We start from the raw sequence: 19,533 nt of genomic DNA, 5'->3' as shown, positions 1-19,533 counted from the left end.
TAAATGATAACGGCTCGTATTTGCATTTGATACCCATTCTCTTGAATGGGCGCGCAACAGTGGGTTCAGCGCATTGCATGCAGGCCGAGCAGGCCACGGCGCTTGAACCACCACTCCAGCGGCAGCGTCACCAGCGGCGGGATGGCTGCCAGCAGCGCCAGCGCACTGGCCCACCACGGCCAGCGCAGGCGCACCGCCGCGAACAGGGTGACTGCCACATAGACCAGGAAGGCCACGCCGTGCAGCGGCCCGAACAGCTTCACCAGCGCCACGTTGGCCATCGGGCCGTACTTCATCCACATGCCGATGAGCAGGCCGGCCCAGGTCACGGCCTCGATGAAAGCGACCGCGGCGAACAGACGTCCGGTCGGGTGCATGGGGGAATGTTGGGTCACGTGGGGCTCCGGCATGGGGGTATCAAATGCGAATGATACGCAGATGCGAACCCCATGTAGAGTCGAGCCGTGCGCGACCGCTGGAGCCCACCGAGGTGGACAGCTACCGGAGCGTGTGTGGCAGAACGTGCTCCCCGATCTCACGCAGCATCGCGTCCATCGGCCGCCCGTTGTCGACCAGGTTGAACATCACGTGCGCCACGCCCTGCGCACGCACGCGCAGCAGGTAGTCACGCAGGCCATCGCGGCCGACCTTCAGGCCCAGCGGCAGCGGCTCGGCTGGCGCCTGCGGATCGGCCTGCAGGTCCAGCAGCATCGACTGCACGAACGGCTTGGCTGGCCCACCACGCTGCACCAGCGCCTGCTGCCACAGGCCGATGCGCCCTTCCTGCGCGGCCTCCTCGCGGTGATAGGTGGCCCAGCCTTCGGCCTCGCGCGCGATCCACTGCAGGCTCTGCCGCGCGGTACCCACCACCAGCATCGGGATGCGGGTTGCCGGCGCCGGCAGCACGTCGAAGCCACCCGTCGCCTGCAGTACGGCGGTCCGCTCATCGGCCTCCGGTGACAGCGCCGCGCGCAGCAACGTCCAGCGCGCACGGAAGGTCGCCGCCCTGCCCTCCAGATCCTCGCCGAATGCGGCGAACTCTTCGGGGCGGTCCCCCGAACCCAGGCCCAGCACGAACCGTCCGCCGCTGATCCGGTCCAGGCTCAAGGCCGACTTCGCCACCTGCAGCGGCTGCCGCAATGGCAGCACGATGGCCGCGCTGCCGACCACGATGCGTCCGGTCGCGGCAGCCAGCATGCCCAGCCACAGGAACGGGTCATCCAGCGCGCTTGCTGTCGCGTCCGGACCCTGCGGCACCATCAGTGGTACATCACGCGTCCACAATGCGGCAAAGCCCAGATCATCGGCCAGTCGCGCAATGCGCCGCGCCTCATTCGGATCGGCCAGTCCATGCGCGGCGACAGGCGTCATCAGGCCCAGGCTCAGGCCCTGTTGCGGAAACAAGGCAGCGTAAGCAGGATTGAACTCACTCATGCCGCCAGCTTAGCGTGCAGGCCTGCGGCAACGATGACGCGCCGCCCACTACCGGAAGAACACTGCATGCCGACGATCCGCCCTGCCCACGTCGATGACCTGCCTGCGATCAGCGCGGTGTGCCTGGCCGCGTTCACTGCGGCGGTCGCGCCTTCGCTCAGCGCGGCCGGCATCGCCACCTTCGGCAGTGTCGCCGCTGCCGAAGCATTCGGCGCGCGCCTGCACGGTGACAGCCACATCCTGGTGGCCGAGCAGGACGGCCGTGTCGTCGGCGTGATCGAACTGAAGGAGGGCCGGCACCTTGCGATGCTGTTCGTCGATCCCGCCTGCCAGGGCCAGGGCATCGGCTATGCTTTGTTCGAGGCGGTGGTTCCACAGGTGCGCGAGCCGGTCATGACCGTGCGCGCCTCGCTCAATGCAGTACCGACCTACCTGCGCTATGGCTTTGCGCTGGACGGTGACGTCGGCGAGTTCAATGGGTTGGTGTATCAGCAGATGGTGCGGGCAGCGGCCTGAAGGCATCCGCCCGGCGTTGCCCGGCAATGCCCGGTGGGCGTCATGCCCTGCAGCACGCCCGTCATAAGCAAACTGAATCAGCGGGCTCCCCGGCGGTTCCTACAATGGCCTGTCACCCTGCCCTTCGAGATGCTGCCGATGCGCGTCGCGCTTTCCGTGTTGCTGCTGGCTTCGGCGCTGAGCGCCTGCACCCCGGCCCCGGTTTCCACCGCCAACTCCGCCGAGGCACCCGCGCCGGCGTCCGCCATTGCCTGGCGCCAGGGCGATGTGGACGATGCCTTCGCCGAAGCCGCCGACAGCGGCAAGCCGGTGCTGCTGTACTGGGGCGCGGTCTGGTGCCCGCCGTGCAACCAGCTCAAGGCGGGCCTGTTCAAGGACCCGGCCTTCATCGCGCTGACCAGCAAATTCGTTCCCGTCTATCTGGATGGCGACGAGGAAGGTGCGCAGGCCTGGGGCGAGCGCTTCGGCGTACGCGGCTATCCGACCCTGATCGTGCTGGACCCACAGCGCAACGAAATCACCCGCGTGGCCGGCGGCAATGACGCCGCCGAACTGACCCGGGCACTGACCGTTGCCGCAGGCCGCCGCAGTGCTGTTGCCGCCACCCTGGCCACCGCGTTGGCAACGCCGGACCGACTGGCCACCGAAGACTGGCAGGTACTGGGCGACTACGGCTGGGAAGTGGACGCAAACCGCCTGGCCGGCGAGCGCAGGAGCCAGGACGTACTGCGCCAGTTGTCCAAGGCCGCACCGGATGCCGCCCTGCAGCGCCGCTTCGCTCTGCTTGCCTTGGCAACGGCCGAAAAACCCGCTGCCTCGCCCACCGAAGTACGCGAGCTGCTGCAGGCAGTGCTGGCGCAACCGGCAGAAGTACGCCGCAACCGTGAGTTGCTGGGCTATGCAGGCGTGCAGCTGGTCAAGCAGGCCAGCGCTGGGCCAGCCACCAGCAACACGCTGGGACAGCAGCTGCTGGTCGCACTGGAGCGCGCGGACGCCGAGCGCGGTGATCGCGCGGACGACGCGTTGTCGCGTGCGCTGACCGAAGTATCGCTGGCCCGCCAGCAGCAGCCGAAGGGCGCACTGCCCGCGGCCCTGGTTGAGCGGGTCAAGCAGCGCGTGGCCGCTGCCGATGCCGCCGCCACCGATGCGCATGCGCGCCAGGCCACAATCAGCAGCGCGGTCTATGCCCTGCGTGAGGTCGGCGACGACGCGGGTGCCGAGGCGCTGTTGCTGGCCGAGCTGAAGCGCAGCGAACAGCCCTACTACTACATGCCCGAGCTGGCCGAACTGGCCGAGCAGCGCGGCGACACCGCCGGTGCGCTGGAGTGGCTGAAGCGTGCCTACGACGGTGCCCAGGGCCCGGCCACCCGCGTGCAATGGGGCGTGCTGTACGTGGAGGGCCTGCTGAAGCTGGCGCCGGACGATGCACCACGCATCGAGCAGGCCACCACCTCGCTGATCGCCGAACTGGAAGCGCAGCCGTCGGGCTACCACCAGCGCACCCGCCAGCGCTTCGAGCGGCTGGCCGGGCAGTTGAAGACGTGGAGTGGCAAGCACCAGGGTGCGGAGACACTGGCGCGGCTGCAGCAGCGGATGCAGCAGGTATGCGGTGACCAGGTGGATGGTGCGTGCAAGGACTGGTTGAGTTGAGTTGATGAAAACGCTGGCAGCGGGCACGTCAGCGCGCCGGTGAGGTTCGAAAAGCGGGTTCTGGTAGTGCCGGCCGCTGGCCGGCAACCCGACCTTCGCTGATTGCCGGCCAGCGGCCGGCACTACCATGCCGCTCCTGCTCCCTTTCACGCATTTCAATCCTTCCCCTTGACCTCAACCAATGTTGAGGTGCGATAACAGTCTCCCCACGGCCAGCCCCCTGGCCTTCCCCACGGAGACTGATTCGATGTCGTACTCGCTTCCCCCGCTCCCCTACGCCTACGACGCCCTTGAGCCGCATTTCGATGCGCGCACGATGGAGATCCACCACAGCAAGCACCACCAGACCTACGTCAACAACCTCAACGCCGCCATCGAGCAGGCCGGCATCGCCGAGCAGCCGGTCGAGGCGCTGATCGCCAACCTCGATGCCGTGCCCGAGGCGCAGCGTGGCGCGGTCCGCAACAACGGTGGCGGCCACGCCAACCACAGCCTGTTCTGGACCGTACTCAGCACCAACGGTGGTGCACCCGATGATGAGCTGGCCGCCGCCATCGACCGCGATCTTGGCGGCTTCGATGCCTTCAAGGATGCCTTCACCAAGGCGGCGCAGACCCGCTTCGGCAGCGGCTGGGCCTGGCTGACCAGCGATCGCGATGGCCGCCTGCAGGTGGAAAGCAGCGCCAACCAGGACAGCCCGCTGATGGGTGCAGCCGTGGGCCTGTCCGGCAACACCCCGATCCTCGCACTGGATGTCTGGGAACACGCCTACTACCTGCACTACCAGAACCGTCGCCCGGACTACATCGGTGCGTTCTTCAACATCATCAACTGGGCCGAGGTCGGCCGGCGCTACCGCCAGGCCAGGGCCTCATGAGCGGCGAGACAATGCCGTACGCCGGGCCGTGGGCGGGGGTATTCCCCGCCCCGGCCCCGGTGCCGTCGGTCGAGATGCCGCCGCGCGCACTGCGGCGGCTGCTCGGCCACTTTCCTACCGGCGTGGCCATCGTCTGCGCACGCGATGCGCAGGGCAAGCCCATCGGCCTGACCATCAATTCGTTCGTGCCGGTGTCATTGCAGCCGCCCCTGGTGCTGTGGAACCTGGCATTGCACGCGCAGAGCCTGTCCACCTTCCAGCGCGCCACCCGCTTTGCGATCAGCGTGCTGGCGGCCGACCAGGAAGCGCTGGCCCGGCGCTTCGCCGATCCGCAGGTGCGCAACCGCTTCGATGGCCTGGCATTGCTGGATGACGACGAGGACGCCCCACCGCGCATCGCCGGTGCGGTCGCCCATCTCACCTGTACCCGCCACGCACAGTGGCCGGTGGGCGATCACCTGCTGCTGGCCGGCCGCATCATCGACGTGCACGAGAACGGCGGCGCGCCGCTGCTGTTCCATCGGGGCCGCTTCCAGCCCGGCCCAGCCGAGCTGCTGGTGGAGGTGCGCTGATGAACATTGAAGCTCTGGAATGCATGCTTGCCGCCGGCAAGGACGGCGCGCTGCTGCGCTTCGGCCTGGGCAAGGGCTGGCTGGATGCCGGCAACCCGGTGCGCGCGGCGACCCATCTGGGCCGTTGCGTGGTGCTTGATCCGCAGTACTCGGCGGCGTGGAAGCTGCTGGGCAAGGCCTGGCTGGCCAGTGGCCAGCCGCAGGCGGCGCGCGAAGCATGGCAACGCGGCCTGAGCGTGGCCGGCAGCAAGGGCGACCAGCAGGCACGCAAGGAAATGCAGGTGTTCCTGCGACGCCTGGACCGCGAGCAGGCGGACCTGGCGAAAGCGGGCTGAGTCGATCAGCCCGCGTTGGCCGATGCCGGTGCGGACATGATGTCCGACATCGGCAGGCGGCGCGGCTTGCTCGGGAACGCGTGACGCAGGATGCGCCAGACCACCTGGCCGAACTGGCGCGGCAGCGAGCCGTTGTTGTAGTGCTGGCCGTAACGGCGGCAGATGTCCTTCACTTCCTTGGCGATGGCCGCATAGCGGTTGGCCGGCAGGTCCGGGTAGAAGTGGTGCTCGATCTGGTGGCTGAGGTTGCCCGACAGCACGTTGATCAGGAAGCCGCCACTGATGTTGGACGACCCGCGCAGCTGGCGCAGGTACCAGTGGCCGCGCGATTCATTGCGCAGGCATTCCTTCGGGAAGGTTTCCGATTCGGCGGTGAAGTGGCCGCAGAAGATGATCACGTAGGTCCAGATGTTGCGCAGGCCGTTGGCCACCATGTTGCCCAGCATCACGGTGAGGAAGAACGGGCCGGCCAGCAGCGGGAAGAACACGTAGTCCTTCAGCACCTGGCGGGCCATTTTCCGCGCCACCGGGCGGGTCTGCATCCACATCGCACGGCCGCTGATGCGGCCCTTCAGCCAACGGCCCAGGCGCAGGTCCTGCGCGGCCACGCCCCACTGGAACAGCAGCGCGAAGATCGGTGCGATGATCGGCTGCAGCAGGTAGAACGGCTTCCAGCGCTGTTCCGGGAAGATGCGCAGCAGGCCGTAGCCGATGTCATCGTCCATGCCACGCACGTTGGTGTAGGTGTGGTGGCGGAAATTGTGGGTCTTGCGCCAGTTGTCGGCGGTGGCAACGATATCCCACTCGTAGGTGTTGCCATTGAGCTTGGGGTCGCCGGTCCAGTCGAACTGGCCGTGCATGACGTTGTGGCCCAGCTCCATGTTCTCCAGGATCTTCGACAGCGCCAGCAGCAGCGTGCCGGTGATCGCGGCCGGCCACAGCAGCGGCATCCAGAACAGTGGCGAGAACGCCGCAAGGAACAGCAGGCCACGGCCGCCCACGCCGAACCAGCGCACGGCGGCAGCCACGCGACGGATGTAGCGGGTATCGGAGGCGCCGAGGCTGCCGATCACACGGTCGCGGATCGCGTCGAGTTCCTCACCGAAGGCATGCATCTCGGCAGTACTCAGGGCACGGTCGGTAGCGCGGGTCATGGCAGGCGTCCTCAGAGATCCAAAGTCAGGTCGGTGGTCGGTGCGCTCACGCAGATCCGCACCGGTTGTGCCGATTCGGACTGCAGGTCGCCGGTGCGCAGATGGCGGGTGGCGCCACTGACGCGATCACAGGTGCAGGTATTGCAGATGCCCATGCGGCAACCATGCTTGGGCTTGATGCCATGGGCTTCCAGGCTTTCCAGCAGCGAGCGGCCACGCGGCACGCTCAGCTGGCGGCCACTGCGCGCGAGCGTCAGCGACACCTCGCCTTCGCTGCTGGCATCGCGCAGCGGCGCCGGCGGGGTGAAGGCTTCGGCCTGGAAGCCAGCCACCTGGTGCGCCAGGCGCTCACGCGCGGCAGCAACGAAGCCGTCCGGGCCGCAGGCCAGCACATGGCGCTGCGCCAGCGGCGTGTCATCGCCGGCCACCTGCAGATCATGGGTATCGATTCGCGCGGCCGGCACCTCACCCTCGCGGGTGGTCAGCAGGTGCACGCGCAGGTTCGGATGGGCCGCGGCCAGCGCCTGCAGTTCATCACGGAACTGCAGATGGGCGGCGGTGCGCTCCCAGTAGAACAGGTCCACCGGCGCTGCCAGCGGGCGCTGGCAGGCCTCGCGCAACAGGCTGCGCATCGGCGTGATGCCGCTGCCGGCCGCCAGCAGCAGCACCGGCGCCGCGGCCGGCATATGGAACTCGCCGAAGGCGGCATCGAGGCGGAACAGTTCGCCCGGCTGCGCGTGGTTGACCAGATGCTGGCTGACCCGGCCGCCGTCGATCGCCTTGACGGTGATCGCCAGCTCGCGCCGACCCAGTGCGGTGGGGCTGTAGCTGCGCTGCCACAGGCGTCCTTCAATCTCGACGCCGAGGGTGACGTGCTGGCCGGCACGCATGCCGGCCCAGTGCCGGTTGGTGCGCAGGACCAGGGTCGCCGCGCCCTCGCCGGCCGGCTCACGCCGGACCAGGCGGGCCACCGGCTCGCGCAGGGTCCACAGGGGATTGAGCTGGCCCGCCCAGAAATCGAACAGCGACGGCGAGACCCAGCGGTAGGGAGAGAACAGGGACGGACGGACGACAGCGCTCATGAGCGAACTATACGGGCGCACATACACCTGTGTATACATGTGTATATTGAACCGGATTGGGTATGATTCAGCCTCGCCCCACCGGAACCCCCATGGCCGCCGCCACCGCCTTGTCGCCGCCCGAAGATGCCAACAGCCCGGCCCGCCGTACGGTGAGCCGCGAGGATCTGCTGGCCGCCGCCCTGAAACTGATCGGGCCGCACCGCAGCCTGTCCACGCTCAGCCTGCGCGAAGTGGCACGTGAGGCCGGCATCGCGCCGAACAGCTTCTACCGTCAGTTCCGCGACATGGATGAACTGGCCGTGGCGCTGATCGACGCCGCCGGCCGCTCGCTGCGCACCATCATCGGCGAGGCCCGCCAGCGCGCCACCTCCACCGCCACCAGCGTGGTGCGCGTTTCCGTGGAGACCTTCATGGAGCAGCTGCGCGCCGACGACAAGCTGCTGCACGTGCTGCTGCGCGAAGGCGCGGTCGGCTCGGACGACTTCAAGCACGCGGTCGAACGCGAACTGCACTACTTCGAGGAAGAGCTGCAGCACGACCTGGTGCGTCTGGCCGCACTGGATGGCGCCGTACTGCATGCCCCGGAACTGGTGGCCAAGGCCATCACCCGGCTGGTGTTCGCGATGGGCGCCACCGCCATGGACCTGCCGCCGGAGAAGGATCCGGAGCTGGTTGAACAGATCTCCACGATGATCCGCATGATCATCGTCGGCGCCCGCACCCCCGCCGCGTTCCGCCGCGGCTGATTCCTGCCCGATTGCCGGATCGATGGCGTCCGGCCCTGGCGGCAGACGCTGCGCTCCCCAGTGGGTCTTCACCTCGATTGTCGCAGCGCAGCGACGGACGCCCGCGCGCCTGCATGAACTGGATCACCCGTCACATATCTACATATGTGAATAGGGTTTCGCGTGGTTCCAACACGATCTTCATGACGCCCTCACCTGCCGTGCACTATTCCAGCACGGCGACCCATTCAGCTGAATACGTCAGTGAACGGCGTTTGAACCCAATCGGTGTCGCTGCAGGCGTTTCAGATTAATTGCATGGCCCAGGCAAGACCCGATCCGCACAGTGCCGCCTCCGGCCCTGCGGATGCAGGTCCCACCCAACGTTCCAAGGAGACACATCCATGCGCATGATGCAGTTCACACCGAAGATTGCTTCCACTTTTGTCCGATCACGGCTGAGCCAGATTATTGCCACCGCATTGATTCTGGCCGGTGGAGCGTCGTGGGCGCAGGCCCAGTCGATCGGCCCAGGGCAGACGCTCGTGATCACGCCGGGCAGCCCTCGCGAAGGCACCCAAGTATCGTTGGCTGGTGGAACGCTCATTGTTCGCGACGCGAACGTAGGCAGGATCAGTTCGGCTTCAACTGCAGGTGGTCAGCCGTCAAGCATCCAACTGTACGGCGCAACGCTCAACAACGCCTCAACAAGCCCGAGCCAGGTTGCAAACAGCAATGCCATCCTTGATAACTCAACAGTTCTCGGCGGCATGACGCTCTCTTCGCAACGACATTCCCCCGAGCGCCCCCGCGCTTCAATCACAGCAAACGAAAGCCAGATCAGCGGGCGTTCTTTCGCACTCAATGCAAACGCCGGCGGCACCTTGAATGCCAGCAGGACACAATTGACCAGCGACATGATTGCCATTCGAATTGGTGCTGCTGCGGTCAACCTTCGGAGTGGATCCAGCGCCATTGGCGAAGAAAATGGCATCAGGATGAGCTATTCCACCGTGCTCGCTGCCGAGTCTCCCGACAGCTCCTACTGGGGATTGCTCGTAGATGATTCGCGGCTGGAAGGGCGAGCCGGAGCCGCATTGTCGCTTGCTGCTGGGACGCACCCTGAAGTCATGCGAGTCGCCCTGCAGAACAATGCCGTTCTGGTCGGAGGCAATGGGAATATCATTGAGATCGGTAGCGATGCTGCCTATGACATCACCGCCCGCACCTCCACGCTCAAGGGCGATATCACCATCGCCGATACCGCCACCGGCGCGCTGCGCTTCCTCGACGGCCTCGACCTCACCGGCCGCATCCTCGGCCCGGCCGATGTCACCGTCGACCAGGGCGGCCGCTGGATGCTGTCCGGCGACAGCAACACCGGCAACCTCACCCTGGGTGCGGGCAGCGACATCCTGCTCGGGCCGGGTGAGTTCCGCCAGCTGACCGTCAACGGCAACTATGTCGGCCAGGGCGGCACGCTGCACTTCAATACGGTGATGGCCGCCGACGATGCGCCGACTTCGAAGGTGCACGTCACCGGCGATGCAAGCGGCAACACCCGGATCGTGGTCAACAACATCAATGGCGCCGGTGCGCAGACCGTCAACGGCATTCCGCTGGTGCAGGTCGATGGCACCTCCACCGCAACCTTCGCCATGCAGGGCCGCGCCATCGGTGGCATGTACGAATACTTCCTGCGCAAGGGCATGCCCGGCACTGCCAACGGCAACTGGTACCTGACCTCGGCCTACACTGGTAATCCGTGCGATATCAATCCGTCGCTGCCGGAGTGCGCGCCGGTGGATCCGGTCGATCCTGTTGACCCGGTCGATCCGGTGGACCCGGTCAATCCCGTCGACCCGGCCCCCGTGCTGCGTCCGGAGCCCGGAGCGTACCTGGCCAACCAGGCCGCGGCCGTGCAGATGTTCCAGCTGCGCCGCCATGACCGCGGCGAGCCCGGCTTCGACCGCGCCCGCATCGGCACCTGGGTGCGCGCCGGGCGTGACCAGCTGCAGGCGAACGTGGCCGGCCAGGTCGATGCCCGTACCCACATCAACACCCTGCAGCTGGGCAGCGATGTCTGGCGCTGGGGCGATGGCCGTGGCCAGGTCGGCGTGATGCTGGGCACCGGCGAGGCGACCACGCAGGCGGTGTCGACGCTGAGCGGTTATGGCACCCGCGGCAAGGTCAAGGGCAAGTCGGCCGGTGTCTACCTGGGTTGGGTGCAGGATGCACAGAGCAGTGCCGGCCTGTATGTGGACGGCTGGCTGCAGGCGGCACGCTTCGACAACGAGGTGCAGGGCGAAGGCATCGCCCGCGAGACCTACGATTCCAGGACTCGGAGCGCATCGCTGGAAGCCGGTTATGCCTGGGCCATCCGCAGCAGTGAGGCCAGCACGCTGTACCTGCAGCCGCAGGCGCAGCTGACCTGGACCGACTACGACGGCGACAGCCTGGTCGAAAACAATGGCACCACGGTCGAGGATGGTCGCGGCGGCGGCCTCAACAGCCGCCTCGGCCTGCGCCTGTTTGGCCAGAGCGCGCTGCAGGGCAACCGCGTGCAGCCGTTCCTGGCGGCGAACTGGCTGCGTGGCCAGCGCGACGCGTCGATGCGCTTCAACAGCGAGTCGCTGAGCGCGAAGACGCCGGAGAACCGTTACGAAGTGCAGGCCGGTGCCCAGCTGCAGCTGGGCCAGCGTTGGAGCGCATGGGGTGACCTGCGTGTGCAGCGCGGCGACAGCGGCTACCGCAACCATGGTGCCCAGGTGGGTCTGCGCGCCGCCTGGTAAGCGTCTCTACGGAATGCCCTGCAAGGAGCAGATTCAGAGACTGGATTCTGCTCCGTTTACCTCCCGGGCGCACTCCGCATTTCAGATTAATTGCATGGCTCAGGCAGGACCCGATCCGCACAGTGCCGCCTCCGGCCCTGCGGATGCAGGTTCCGCCCCACTGAGCTTCAAGGAGAAACACCCATGCGCATTATGCAGTTCACGCCGAAGTTTCCTTCCAACTTTGCCCGTTCGCGGTTGGGTCTGGCCGTAGCCAGCTCATTGATGCTCGCCGCCATGGGCACCGCAAATGCTGTCGACGTCGGCCCAGGCCAGACCGTCACCATTACCCCAGGAAGTGCCTTCGAGGGACAGAATCTCTCCGTCCATGGAGGAACCGCCAATGTTCTGGGCGCCCGCATGGGCGCACTGGACTCGTTCTCTGCAGGCGGCACACACCAGACAATCATCAACGCAGATGGTGCTGGCTTCACGTCAACCACAGGCAATTTCGTACGGAGCTCAACAGCGGTCTTCCGCAATTCGGTGCTGAGCGCCACAACCGGCCCGGCCCTTGGTTTGGCACGATCAGGCGCTGTCGATGGCAATGGACGCCCCTACCCCAGAGTGTCGTTGATCGACAGCTCGCTCACTTCCACACGCATCGGACTGCAGGTGCTCGCCGGCGGCTACGCTGATGTAGACGGTTCGACCATTTCCGGCGGTACGTATGGGGTCTCTGTCGGTGCGGGCTCCGTTTCGCTGCGCAATGGCTCGACGGTCAACGGAGCCACAGCTGGAATCCTGATCATCTCGAGCCCAACCATCGAAGAGAATCTCGCCGACTGGGGCGTGATGGTTGATGGTTCACACGTCGAAGCAAGCAACGGCAGCGCCATTCTGTTCGGCGCTCATCTGCCTTCTGTATCCCGCCCGGATACGCTGTTGATACAGAATGATGCGACTCTGGTGGGGAGCAACGGCGTCATCATCTCTACCCGCGACAACGCCCACTTCGACCTCACCGCCCGCACCTCCACGCTCAAGGGCGACATCACCATTGCCGATACCGCCAGCGGCACGCTGCGCTTCCTTGACGGCCTCGACCTCACCGGCCGTATCCTCGGCCCAGCCGACGTCATCGTCGACCAGGGCGGTCGCTGGACGCTGTCCGGCGACAGCAACACCGGCAACCTCACCCTGGGTGCAGGCAGCAGCATCTTCCTCGGTGCAGCGGGCACTGCGGCCTATCCGCAGCTGACGGTCAACGGCAACTACACCGGCAATGGCGGCACCCTGCACTTCAACACCGTGCTGGCCGGCGACGACGCAGCAAGCTCGCGCATGCACGTGACCGGTGATACCAGTGGCACCACCCAGGTCACCGTCAACAACATTGCCGGTGCTGGCGCGCAGACCGTCAACGGTATTCCGCTGGTGCAGGTGGACGGTACCAGCAATGGCAAGTTCACTATGCAGGGTCGTGCCATCGGCGGCATGCACGAGTACTTCCTGCACAAGGGCTCGCCGGGCGCCGCCAACGGCAACTGGTACCTGACCTCGGTCTACACCGGCGATCCGTGCGATATCAATCCGTCGCTGCCGGAGTGCACGCCGGTGGATCCCGTGGACCCGGTCGACCCTGTGGACCCGGTCGATCCCACCGATCCGGTCGATCCGGTCCCCGTGCTGCGTCCGGAGCCGGGCGCGTACCTGGCCAACCAGGCCGCGGCCGTGCAGATGTTCCAGCTGCGCCGCCATGACCGCGGCGAGCCCGGTTTCGACCGCGCCCGCACCGGCACCTGGGTGCGCGCCGGGCGTGACCAGCTGCAAGCCAACGTGGCCGGCCAGGTCGATGCCCGTACCCACATCAACACCCTGCAGCTGGGCAGCGATGTCTGGCGCTGGGGCGATGGCCGTGGCCAGGTCGGCGTCATGCTCGGCACCGGCGAGGCGACCACACAGGCGGTGTCGACGCTGAGCGGTTATGGCACCCGCGGCAAGGTCAAGGGCAAGTCGGCCGGTGTCTACCTGGGCTGGGTGCAGGATGCACAGAGCAGTGCCGGCCTGTATGTGGACGGCTGGCTGCAGGCGGCGCGCTTCGACAACGAGGTGCAGGGCGAAGGCATCGCCCGTGAGACCTACGACTCCAGGACCCGCAGTGCATCGCTGGAAGCCGGTTATGCCTGGGCCATCCGCAGCACTGAGGCCAGCACGCTGTACCTGCAGCCGCAGGCGCAGCTGACCTGGACCGACTACGACGGCGACAGTCTGGTTGAAAACAATGGCACCACGGTCGAAGACGGTCGCGGCGGCGGCCTCAACAGCCGCCTCGGCCTGCGCCTGTTTGGCCAGAGCACGCTGCAGGGCAACCGCGTGCAGCCGTTCCTGGCGGTGAACTGGCTGCGTGGCCAGCGCGATGAGGCCATGCGCTTCAACAGCGAGTCGTTGAGCGCGAAGACGCCGGAGAACCGCTACGAAGTGCAGGCCGGTGCCCAGCTGCAGCTGGGCCAGCGCTGGAGCGCATGGGGTGACCTGCGTGTGCAGCGCGGCGACAGCGGCTACCGCAACCATGGTGCCCAAGTGGGCCTGCGCGCCGCCTGGTAAGGCCAACGCCGCCCCGGGCCCAGGCCTGGGGCGGCGTTCCTCAACTCCCCTCGCACCCTGCCGGCCATGACATCCGGCAGGGTTCTGGCGCTTATTTGTAATGTTATAACAATGTCGTCCGCGATGGTCTGATCCTGCTTTCGGCTTCGTGATTGCACCGACTTATTTATATAGCATTTGCTATATCTATAACCCTCTGCTTTCATATACGTCAGCCAGGTCGCCCTCGCCGCCTTTCCTCTCCCAAGGACGACGCCCTCATGCCCGTTGCCACCCCCCTCTTCCATCGGCTGCCCCTGGCCGCCGCCATCGCCCTGACCCTGCCACTGCCCGCACTGGCCGCCGCACCGAAGCCGACCGAGCTGGACCGCGTGCAGGTCAAGGTCAACACTGCCACCCGCAGCGAACGCCTGCTGTCGGACGTGCCGATCCGCACCGAAGTGCTGCGCAAGGAAGACATCGCGCTGCGCGCGGCCACCGACTTCTCGCGCGCCGCAGAGCTGATCAACGGCCTGCGCGTGGAAAGCAACTGCCAGAACTGCAATACCAGCGAAGTACAGCTGCTGGGCCTGCCCGGCGCCTACAACCAGCTGTTGTTCGATGGCATCCCGCTGCTGTCCACGCTGGGCAGCGTGTACGGCCTGGAACAGATCCCGGCCGGGTTCGTCGACCGCATCGAAGTGGTCAAGGGCGGTGGTTCGGCGCTGTATGGGCCGGGTGCGGTTGCCGGTGTGATCAACCTCATTCCGCCGCTGCCGGCGCGCAGCGGTGGCCATGTGCAGGCCGGCGTGGATGTCCTGAAGGGTACGCCGCAGAAGAACGCCGATGTGCGGCTGGACCTGGTGGCCAAGGAAGCAGACGCCGGCCTGTCGGTGATTGCCCAGCGCAACTGGAACAGCGGCATCGACTACAACGGTGACGGCTACACCGAAATCACCCGCAAGAACCTCAAGGTCGGCGGGCTGCAGGCCTGGTACGCACCGACGCCGGGAACGCGGCTGCGCCTGGACCTGCAGGTGACCGATGAAACCCGGCGTGGCGGCAACCGCTTGGACCAGCCGGAATACCTGGCCAACATCGCCGAATCGCTGGATACGAAATACCGCCGCGGCAGCGTATCGTGGGACCAGGAAATCAATGCCGACGTCGATTTCCGCCTGGCCTACGCCTTCGCCGACATTGACCGCGACAGCTTCTATGGCGGTCTGGGCGACGTAGTCACCGATCCGTCCGCGCCGGGCTATGACCCGTCGCAGCTGGACCCGAACGTGGCCGGCAGCGCGGCCTCGCGTTCGTGGCGCCAGTACGGCCGCACCCACAACCCGCTGCACTACATCGACAGCCAGTTGAACTGGCGGTTGGGTGCGCACGCGCTGGCCTTCGGCGTGCAGTACAAGCACGAGGCGCTGCGCGACGACAACCGCACCGGTGACGGCCAGCGTCTTGCGGTACTGGAGGATGCGACCTTCCACAACCTGGGCGCCTTCATCCAGGACGAGTGGAGCCTGCGCGACAACGTCGACCTGGTGTTGGGTGCACGCGTGGACAAGAGCTCGGAACTGGACAGCGCGGTGTTCTCGCCGCGCATCGCGCTGGCCTGGCAGGCCACGCCCAACCTGAAGTGGCGTGCCGGCATCGCTACCGGCTTCCGTGCTCCGGAGATCTTCGTCGAGGACGTGCATGTCGACACGCTGGGGGGCGAGCAGGTGCGCGTGCGCAATACCGATGGCCTGAAGGAAGAGCGCGCGTTGACCACCCTGTTCGGCTTCGACTGGCGCTCGGACCCGGCCAATCCGGTGTGGAGCTGGGATGCCACGGCCTCCTATGCACGCATCCGCGACACCTTCGCATTGGGTGAGATCCAGCGTGGCGATGACGGGCAATTGAGCCAGCTGCGCTACAACGCCTCCGGTTCAAACGTGCTGGGCGCGGAAACCAACCTCGGCTGGCAGCCGTCTCCGCAGTGGCGCCTGACCGCCGGTGCCTCGTGGTACCGCTCGCGCTTCCGCGAACCACAGCGCATCTTCGACGACACCGGCGATGGTGGCGACACCGTGATCGAAAGCCGCGACTACCTGAAGACCCCACGCTGGACCGGCCTGGCCCAGCTGAGCTGGATGCCGGCCGAACCGTGGGAGACCTTCGTCGCGCTGCGCCATACCGGGCCGATGTCGGTGCTGAACAACCGGCTGGGCGAGCTGCACCGTACGCGCTCGTTCCTGGTCACCGATCTCGGGGCGCGCTGGCACCGGCATCTGGGCGCGCAGGCGCAGCAGGAAGTGTCGGTAGCCGCTGGCGTCAAGAACGTGTTCGATCAGCGCCAGAAGGATCTGGAAGTGGGCGCGCTGCGTGACAGCGACTATGTCTACGGGCCGCGCTTCGCGCGCTCGTGGTACGTCAACCTGCGCTATGCGTTCTGAGTTGCTGCGAACGTTGTCGCTGGTCAGCGCCCTGCTGCTGGGCGCACCCGCAATGGCCACGGACCTGCATGCGCAGGTTTCGGCCTCGCTGATGCGGCCGGAACAGCGCACGCTGCGGCCGATGCAATGGACGCCGCCGCCGAAGCTGGTGGCGCTGTACTTTGGTGCCGACTGGTGTGCACCGTGCCATGCCTTTGTACCCACCTTGCGCAGCGTGCGCGACGCGTTGCGCGAGGCCGGCGCCGATACCGAAGTGGTGTACGTCAGCCTGGATGAGAGCGAGGCCGCGCTGCGCCGCTACATGCACGCGCAGGACATGCCGTGGCCGGTGCTGGACCCGCGCCGCACCGCGCGCATGCCGGCACTGCAGGCGTTGGCTGGGCTGGCACCGCCGAATCTGGTACTGATCGATGCCGACGGCACGGTGCTGGCCAATGGCTGGCAAGGGCGACGCTACGACGGCCTGCAGCCAGTGCTGAAGGAATGGACGAAACGGGCGTGCGCGCAGGAACAGGCACGCTGCCCGCCTGGATTGTAGGGTCGCGCGAAATGCCGCCGGGCATGGCCCGGCGCTACCGTTACAGCGCCCCGCCCTCGGCCTTGCGCACGAACGCTTCAAACAACGCCAGCGTCTGCTCGCTCACATGGTGCTCGATGCCCTCGGCATCGCGCCGCGCGGTATCCGCGTCCACGCCCAGCGCCAGCAGGAAACGCTCCACGGTCTGATGACGCTGGCGGCTGGCATGGGCCAGCGCCTCGCCTTCCGGGGTCAGGAACACGCCGCGGTACGGCCGCTGCACCACCCAGCCATCGCGGGCCAGGCGCCGCAGCATCTTCGCCACGGTGGGCTGGGCCACGCCCAGGCGGGTGGCGATGTCGACCTGGCGGGCCTCGCCGCCGTCGGCCAGCAGGTCCGAGATCAGCTCGACATAGTCCTCCACCAGCTCCATCCGGTGCGCCTCGCGCACTTGCCGGAAGCTCTCGACCTGGCGCTCGGCCTCGATCAAGGGGGTGCTTTTCAGCGATGTCGAATCGTCGGTCTTGCCCACGCCTGCGCCTGTCCTTCCGGGGGGATCCGGTGTTGAACCTGAATTCTGGACCAGTAACGCGATAAAGACGATTGTTTCACATTGCTAATGACTATAGCAGGAGCTATATTCGAATCCATGAACACCCTGGCGCCCCGTGACCCTTCGGCCTCCACTCCGGCCAGCCTGGGTGCGCTCAACGCCTCGGTCGCGGTGCCCGACAAGGGCCATTGGTGGTTCCGCCTGCTGGCCTTCCTCGGCCCCGGCTACATGATCTCGGTCGGCTACATGGACCCGGGCAACTGGGCCACCGACCTCGCCGGCGGTTCACGCTTCGGCTACCTGCTGCTGTCGGTCATCCTCGTCTCCAACCTGATGGCGGTGATCCTGCAGGCGCTTTCGGCGCGGCTGGGCATCGCCACCGGCATGGACCTGGCCCAGGCCTGCCGCGCGCGTTACCCCAAGCCGGTTAACCTGGCGCTGTGGGCGCTGTGCGAGGCGGCGATCATCGCCTGCGACCTGGCCGAGGTGATCGGCACCGCGATCGCACTGAAACTGCTGTTCGATCTGCCACTGCTGTGGGGCGCGGTGATCACCGCCCTGGACACGCTGCTGGTGCTGCTGCTGATGAACCGCGGTTTCCGTGCGCTGGAAGCCTTCGTGATCGCGCTGCTGATGGTGATCTTCGGCTGCTTCATGGTGCAGATCGCGCTGGCCGCACCGCCGGTGATGGACGTGCTGGGCGGCTTCATTCCGCGCGCGCAGGTAGTGACCGATCCGCACGCGCTGTACATCGCGATCGGCATCATTGGTGCCACGGTGATGCCGCACAACCTGTACCTGCATTCGTCCATCGTGCAGACCCGTGCCTACCCGCGCACCGATGAGGGCCGTCGCAGCGCGCTGCGCTGGGCGGTGACCGACAGTACCCTTGCGCTGACCCTGGCACTGTTCATCAACGCCAGCATCCTGATCCTGGCGGCGGCGGTGTTCCATGCCAATGGCCGTTTCGACGTGGAAGACATCGAACAGGCCCACCAGCTGCTGGCGCCGATGCTGGGGGTGGGCGCGGCGGCGACGTTGTTCGCGGTGGCCCTGCTGGCGTCGGGCCTGAATTCGACAGTGACCGCCACGCTGGCCGGCCAGATCGTGATGGAAGGCTTCCTGCACCTGCGCCTGCCGCCGTGGCTGCGGCGGCTGATCACGCGCGCACTGGCAATCATTCCGGTGGTGGTGGTGATCATGCTGTTCGGCGACCAGGGCGCCGTAAAGCTGCTGGTGCTGAGCCAGGTGGTGCTGTCGATGCAGCTGCCGTTCGCGATCATCCCACTGGTGCGGATCGTGACCGACAAGATGACGATGGGCGCGTTGGTAGCCCCGCGCTGGCTGGGCGCGATCGCCTGGGTGATCGCGCTGGTGATCGTGGTATTGAACGTGAAGCTGCTGGTGGATACCTTCAGCGGCGGGTGATGCCAAATGCGCGCCCCCTGCCCCGGTAGATCCACGCCATGCGTGGATGCCTTTACATGGTGCGGGGCCAGAGCCCCTGCCTCTGGCAAGGGATCCGACCCCACCATCTCCATGCTACAGATGTAACGCGATCGCGGCCTCGATCTGTTGCGGCGACTGGAACCCGGCCAGGCGCGTACGTTCGTCACCGTCACGGAACAGCGACAGCGTCGGCGTCTGCCGCAGCCCCAGCTCCCTGAAGAACGCCTCACCCAGCACTTCCAGCTGCACGCGCAGCAGGGTCGTGCCCTGCCCCGCCACGCTGTTGGCCACCCGGTGCAACGACATCTCCAGCATCCGGCACCCCGGGCACTGGTCCTTGTGGAAATCCACCAGCACCCGCGGGTGCTCGGCCAGCAGCTGCTGGAACTGCTCAGGCGTGGTGGCGTCGATGATCTGCATCGGTGTTGCTCCAATAGTGGGCCAGGACCGCGTCGGTCCAGGCCTCGATGGCCCCCGCATGGCGTTGACCATGCGGCATCTGTTCGATTTCCAGCGGCGGATAGTCGCTGCGGAAGTAGCGGATCAGGCGGTGCACGGCGCCGCAGTAGTACTCCTGCCCCCACTGCGTTTCGCCGGTGCCAAACACCGCCAGCTGCCGCGGCCGCTCGCCGCGTTCGGCAATACCGGCCACCCATGCCTTCATCTCCGACGGCGTGCGGCCGGCGTTGTCGGTCCAACAGCCCAGCAGCACCAGGTCAGCCTCGTCGGCCGCCAGCGGCGGCGCCTGGCGCAGGTCGTCGGCCTCCTGCCAGTGCACCACATGGCCGGCAGCGCGGCAGCGCTCGGCGATCTGCCGGCCGAGTTCGCGGGTATTGCCGCTCAACGAGGCGACCACCACCAGGATGCT

General features: G+C 66.7%; 19 protein-coding genes. 11 read left to right on the top strand and 8 right to left on the bottom strand.

Going from position 1 to position 19,533, the window contains the following annotated elements:
• Nucleotides 1–65 precede the first annotated feature (65 nt).
• Nucleotides 66–377, bottom strand: coding sequence for a DUF3817 domain-containing protein (locus tag AC5P78_RS09595; RefSeq protein ID WP_005413704.1), 312 nt, complete (start codon nt 375–377; stop codon nt 66–68).
• A 121-nt stretch (nt 378–498) separates the two neighbouring features.
• Nucleotides 499–1,434 (bottom strand): TIGR03571 family LLM class oxidoreductase, encoded by a 936-nt coding sequence (locus AC5P78_RS09590; RefSeq protein ID WP_062606206.1) that lies wholly within the window; start codon nt 1,432–1,434, stop codon nt 499–501.
• 66 nt (nt 1,435–1,500) lie between these two features.
• Here AC5P78_RS09590 and AC5P78_RS09585 point away from each other — a divergent pair, with 66 nt between their 5' ends.
• From AC5P78_RS09585 to AC5P78_RS09565, 5 genes are all read left to right on the top strand, one after another.
• Nucleotides 1,501–1,950, top strand: a complete 450-nt coding sequence (locus tag AC5P78_RS09585) for a GNAT family N-acetyltransferase (protein ID WP_062606207.1) — start codon at nt 1,501–1,503, stop codon at nt 1,948–1,950.
• 129 nt (nt 1,951–2,079) lie between these two features.
• Entirely contained in the window at nt 2,080–3,600 is a 1,521-nt protein-coding gene (locus AC5P78_RS09580) for a thioredoxin family protein (RefSeq protein ID WP_114618312.1), read from the top strand.
• Between the two features lie 247 nt (nt 3,601–3,847).
• The gene (locus AC5P78_RS09575) at nt 3,848–4,477 is read left to right on the top strand and encodes a superoxide dismutase (protein ID WP_062606210.1); all 630 of its coding nucleotides are present in this window, start codon (nt 3,848–3,850) and stop codon (nt 4,475–4,477) included.
• Entirely contained in the window at nt 4,474–5,049 is a 576-nt protein-coding gene (locus tag AC5P78_RS09570; RefSeq protein WP_060380633.1) for a flavin reductase family protein, read from the top strand. Before AC5P78_RS09575 ends, AC5P78_RS09570 begins: the two co-directional genes overlap by 4 nt.
• The gene (locus AC5P78_RS09565) at nt 5,049–5,384 is read left to right on the top strand and encodes a tetratricopeptide repeat protein (RefSeq protein ID WP_005409958.1); all 336 of its coding nucleotides are present in this window, start codon (nt 5,049–5,051) and stop codon (nt 5,382–5,384) included. Before AC5P78_RS09570 ends, AC5P78_RS09565 begins: the two co-directional genes overlap by 1 nt.
• A 5-nt stretch (nt 5,385–5,389) precedes the next feature.
• Here the strand turns inward: AC5P78_RS09565 and AC5P78_RS09560 are convergent, their stop codons facing one another.
• Together AC5P78_RS09560 and AC5P78_RS09555 are read right to left on the bottom strand one after the other, a co-directional pair.
• Complete coding sequence (locus AC5P78_RS09560; RefSeq protein WP_005413710.1) at nt 5,390–6,538, bottom strand: fatty acid desaturase family protein; 1,149 nt, start codon at nt 6,536–6,538, stop codon at nt 5,390–5,392.
• A gap of 11 nt (nt 6,539–6,549) precedes the next feature.
• Nucleotides 6,550–7,620 (bottom strand): ferredoxin reductase, encoded by a 1,071-nt coding sequence (locus AC5P78_RS09555; RefSeq protein ID WP_043035259.1) that lies wholly within the window; start codon nt 7,618–7,620, stop codon nt 6,550–6,552.
• A gap of 92 nt (nt 7,621–7,712) precedes the next feature.
• On the opposite strand from AC5P78_RS09555, the gene fabR reads away from it, so the two are divergent.
• Nucleotides 7,713–8,369, top strand: coding sequence for an HTH-type transcriptional repressor FabR (fabR, locus tag AC5P78_RS09550; RefSeq protein WP_049439070.1), 657 nt, complete (start codon nt 7,713–7,715; stop codon nt 8,367–8,369).
• A 637-nt stretch (nt 8,370–9,006) separates the two neighbouring features.
• Here the strand turns inward: fabR and AC5P78_RS09545 are convergent.
• Nucleotides 9,007–9,267, bottom strand: a complete 261-nt coding sequence (locus AC5P78_RS09545) for a hypothetical protein (protein ID WP_224481959.1) — start codon at nt 9,265–9,267, stop codon at nt 9,007–9,009.
• Between the two features lie 211 nt (nt 9,268–9,478).
• Here AC5P78_RS09545 and AC5P78_RS09540 point away from each other — a divergent pair, with 211 nt between their 5' ends.
• The 4 genes from AC5P78_RS09540 to AC5P78_RS09525 all read left to right on the top strand — a co-directional run bounded on the left by AC5P78_RS09540 (nt 9,479) and on the right by AC5P78_RS09525 (nt 16,684).
• Complete coding sequence (locus AC5P78_RS09540; protein WP_231110290.1) at nt 9,479–11,140, top strand: autotransporter family protein; 1,662 nt, start codon at nt 9,479–9,481, stop codon at nt 11,138–11,140.
• Nucleotides 11,141–11,746: 606 nt separating this feature from the next.
• The gene (locus AC5P78_RS09535; RefSeq protein ID WP_495217192.1) at nt 11,747–13,726 is read left to right on the top strand and encodes an autotransporter family protein; all 1,980 of its coding nucleotides are present in this window, start codon (nt 11,747–11,749) and stop codon (nt 13,724–13,726) included.
• A gap of 260 nt (nt 13,727–13,986) precedes the next feature.
• On the top strand, nt 13,987–16,146 hold the full coding sequence (locus tag AC5P78_RS09530; RefSeq protein ID WP_414498638.1) for a TonB-dependent receptor plug domain-containing protein: 2,160 nt from the start codon (nt 13,987–13,989) through the stop codon (nt 16,144–16,146).
• Complete coding sequence (locus AC5P78_RS09525; RefSeq protein WP_032965900.1) at nt 16,136–16,684, top strand: thioredoxin-like domain-containing protein; 549 nt, start codon at nt 16,136–16,138, stop codon at nt 16,682–16,684. The genes AC5P78_RS09530 and AC5P78_RS09525 overlap by 11 nt, the downstream gene beginning before the upstream one ends.
• 40 nt (nt 16,685–16,724) lie before the next feature.
• Here the strand turns inward: AC5P78_RS09525 and mntR are convergent, their stop codons facing one another.
• The gene (gene mntR / locus AC5P78_RS09520; RefSeq protein WP_005409965.1) at nt 16,725–17,195 is read right to left on the bottom strand and encodes a manganese-binding transcriptional regulator MntR; all 471 of its coding nucleotides are present in this window, start codon (nt 17,193–17,195) and stop codon (nt 16,725–16,727) included.
• Between the two features lie 117 nt (nt 17,196–17,312).
• Here mntR and AC5P78_RS09515 point away from each other — a divergent pair, with 117 nt between their 5' ends.
• The gene (locus AC5P78_RS09515) at nt 17,313–18,644 is read left to right on the top strand and encodes an Nramp family divalent metal transporter (protein ID WP_012480522.1); all 1,332 of its coding nucleotides are present in this window, start codon (nt 17,313–17,315) and stop codon (nt 18,642–18,644) included.
• Between the two features lie 114 nt (nt 18,645–18,758).
• Here AC5P78_RS09515 and AC5P78_RS09510 read toward each other — a convergent pair whose 3' ends face one another.
• Together AC5P78_RS09510 and AC5P78_RS09505 are read right to left on the bottom strand one after the other, a co-directional pair.
• Nucleotides 18,759–19,085 carry a thioredoxin family protein gene (locus AC5P78_RS09510; protein ID WP_005409967.1) on the bottom strand — a complete coding sequence of 109 codons (327 nt, stop codon included), beginning with the start codon at nt 19,083–19,085 and terminating at the stop codon, nt 18,759–18,761.
• The gene (locus AC5P78_RS09505) at nt 19,057–19,524 is read right to left on the bottom strand and encodes a flavodoxin (protein WP_081284553.1); all 468 of its coding nucleotides are present in this window, start codon (nt 19,522–19,524) and stop codon (nt 19,057–19,059) included. The genes AC5P78_RS09510 and AC5P78_RS09505 overlap by 29 nt, the downstream gene beginning before the upstream one ends.
• Between the last annotated feature and the right edge of the window lie 9 nt (nt 19,525–19,533).

It is taken from the genome of Stenotrophomonas sp. YJH_SMC_133 (assembly GCF_059370655.1).
This window is presented reverse-complemented; position numbering and strand designations above follow the sequence as displayed.

Excerpts from the sequence above, each read along its gene's own strand:
- AC5P78_RS09595 (WP_005413704.1), bottom strand. The coding sequence starts at position 377 with ATGCACCCGACCGGACGTCTGTTCGCCGCGGTCGCTTTCATCGAGGCC.
- AC5P78_RS09590 (WP_062606206.1), bottom strand. The coding sequence starts at position 1,434 with ATGAGTGAGTTCAATCCTGCTTACGCTGCCTTGTTTCCGCAACAGGGC.
- AC5P78_RS09585 (WP_062606207.1), top strand. The coding sequence starts at position 1,501 with ATGCCGACGATCCGCCCTGCCCACGTCGATGACCTGCCTGCGATCAGC.
- AC5P78_RS09580 (WP_114618312.1), top strand. The coding sequence starts at position 2,080 with ATGCTGCCGATGCGCGTCGCGCTTTCCGTGTTGCTGCTGGCTTCGGCG.
- AC5P78_RS09575 (WP_062606210.1), top strand. The coding sequence starts at position 3,848 with ATGTCGTACTCGCTTCCCCCGCTCCCCTACGCCTACGACGCCCTTGAG.
- AC5P78_RS09570 (WP_060380633.1), top strand. The coding sequence starts at position 4,474 with ATGAGCGGCGAGACAATGCCGTACGCCGGGCCGTGGGCGGGGGTATTC.
- AC5P78_RS09565 (WP_005409958.1), top strand. The coding sequence starts at position 5,049 with ATGAACATTGAAGCTCTGGAATGCATGCTTGCCGCCGGCAAGGACGGC.
- AC5P78_RS09560 (WP_005413710.1), bottom strand. The coding sequence starts at position 6,538 with ATGACCCGCGCTACCGACCGTGCCCTGAGTACTGCCGAGATGCATGCC.
- AC5P78_RS09555 (WP_043035259.1), bottom strand. The coding sequence starts at position 7,620 with ATGAGCGCTGTCGTCCGTCCGTCCCTGTTCTCTCCCTACCGCTGGGTC.
- fabR (WP_049439070.1), top strand. The coding sequence starts at position 7,713 with ATGGCCGCCGCCACCGCCTTGTCGCCGCCCGAAGATGCCAACAGCCCG.
- AC5P78_RS09545 (WP_224481959.1), bottom strand. The coding sequence starts at position 9,267 with ATGTCGCTGGTCAATTGTGTCCTGCTGGCATTCAAGGTGCCGCCGGCG.
- AC5P78_RS09540 (WP_231110290.1), top strand. The coding sequence starts at position 9,479 with ATGCGAGTCGCCCTGCAGAACAATGCCGTTCTGGTCGGAGGCAATGGG.
- AC5P78_RS09530 (WP_414498638.1), top strand. The coding sequence starts at position 13,987 with ATGCCCGTTGCCACCCCCCTCTTCCATCGGCTGCCCCTGGCCGCCGCC.
- AC5P78_RS09525 (WP_032965900.1), top strand. The coding sequence starts at position 16,136 with ATGCGTTCTGAGTTGCTGCGAACGTTGTCGCTGGTCAGCGCCCTGCTG.
- AC5P78_RS09515 (WP_012480522.1), top strand. The coding sequence starts at position 17,313 with ATGAACACCCTGGCGCCCCGTGACCCTTCGGCCTCCACTCCGGCCAGC.
- AC5P78_RS09510 (WP_005409967.1), bottom strand. The coding sequence starts at position 19,085 with ATGCAGATCATCGACGCCACCACGCCTGAGCAGTTCCAGCAGCTGCTG.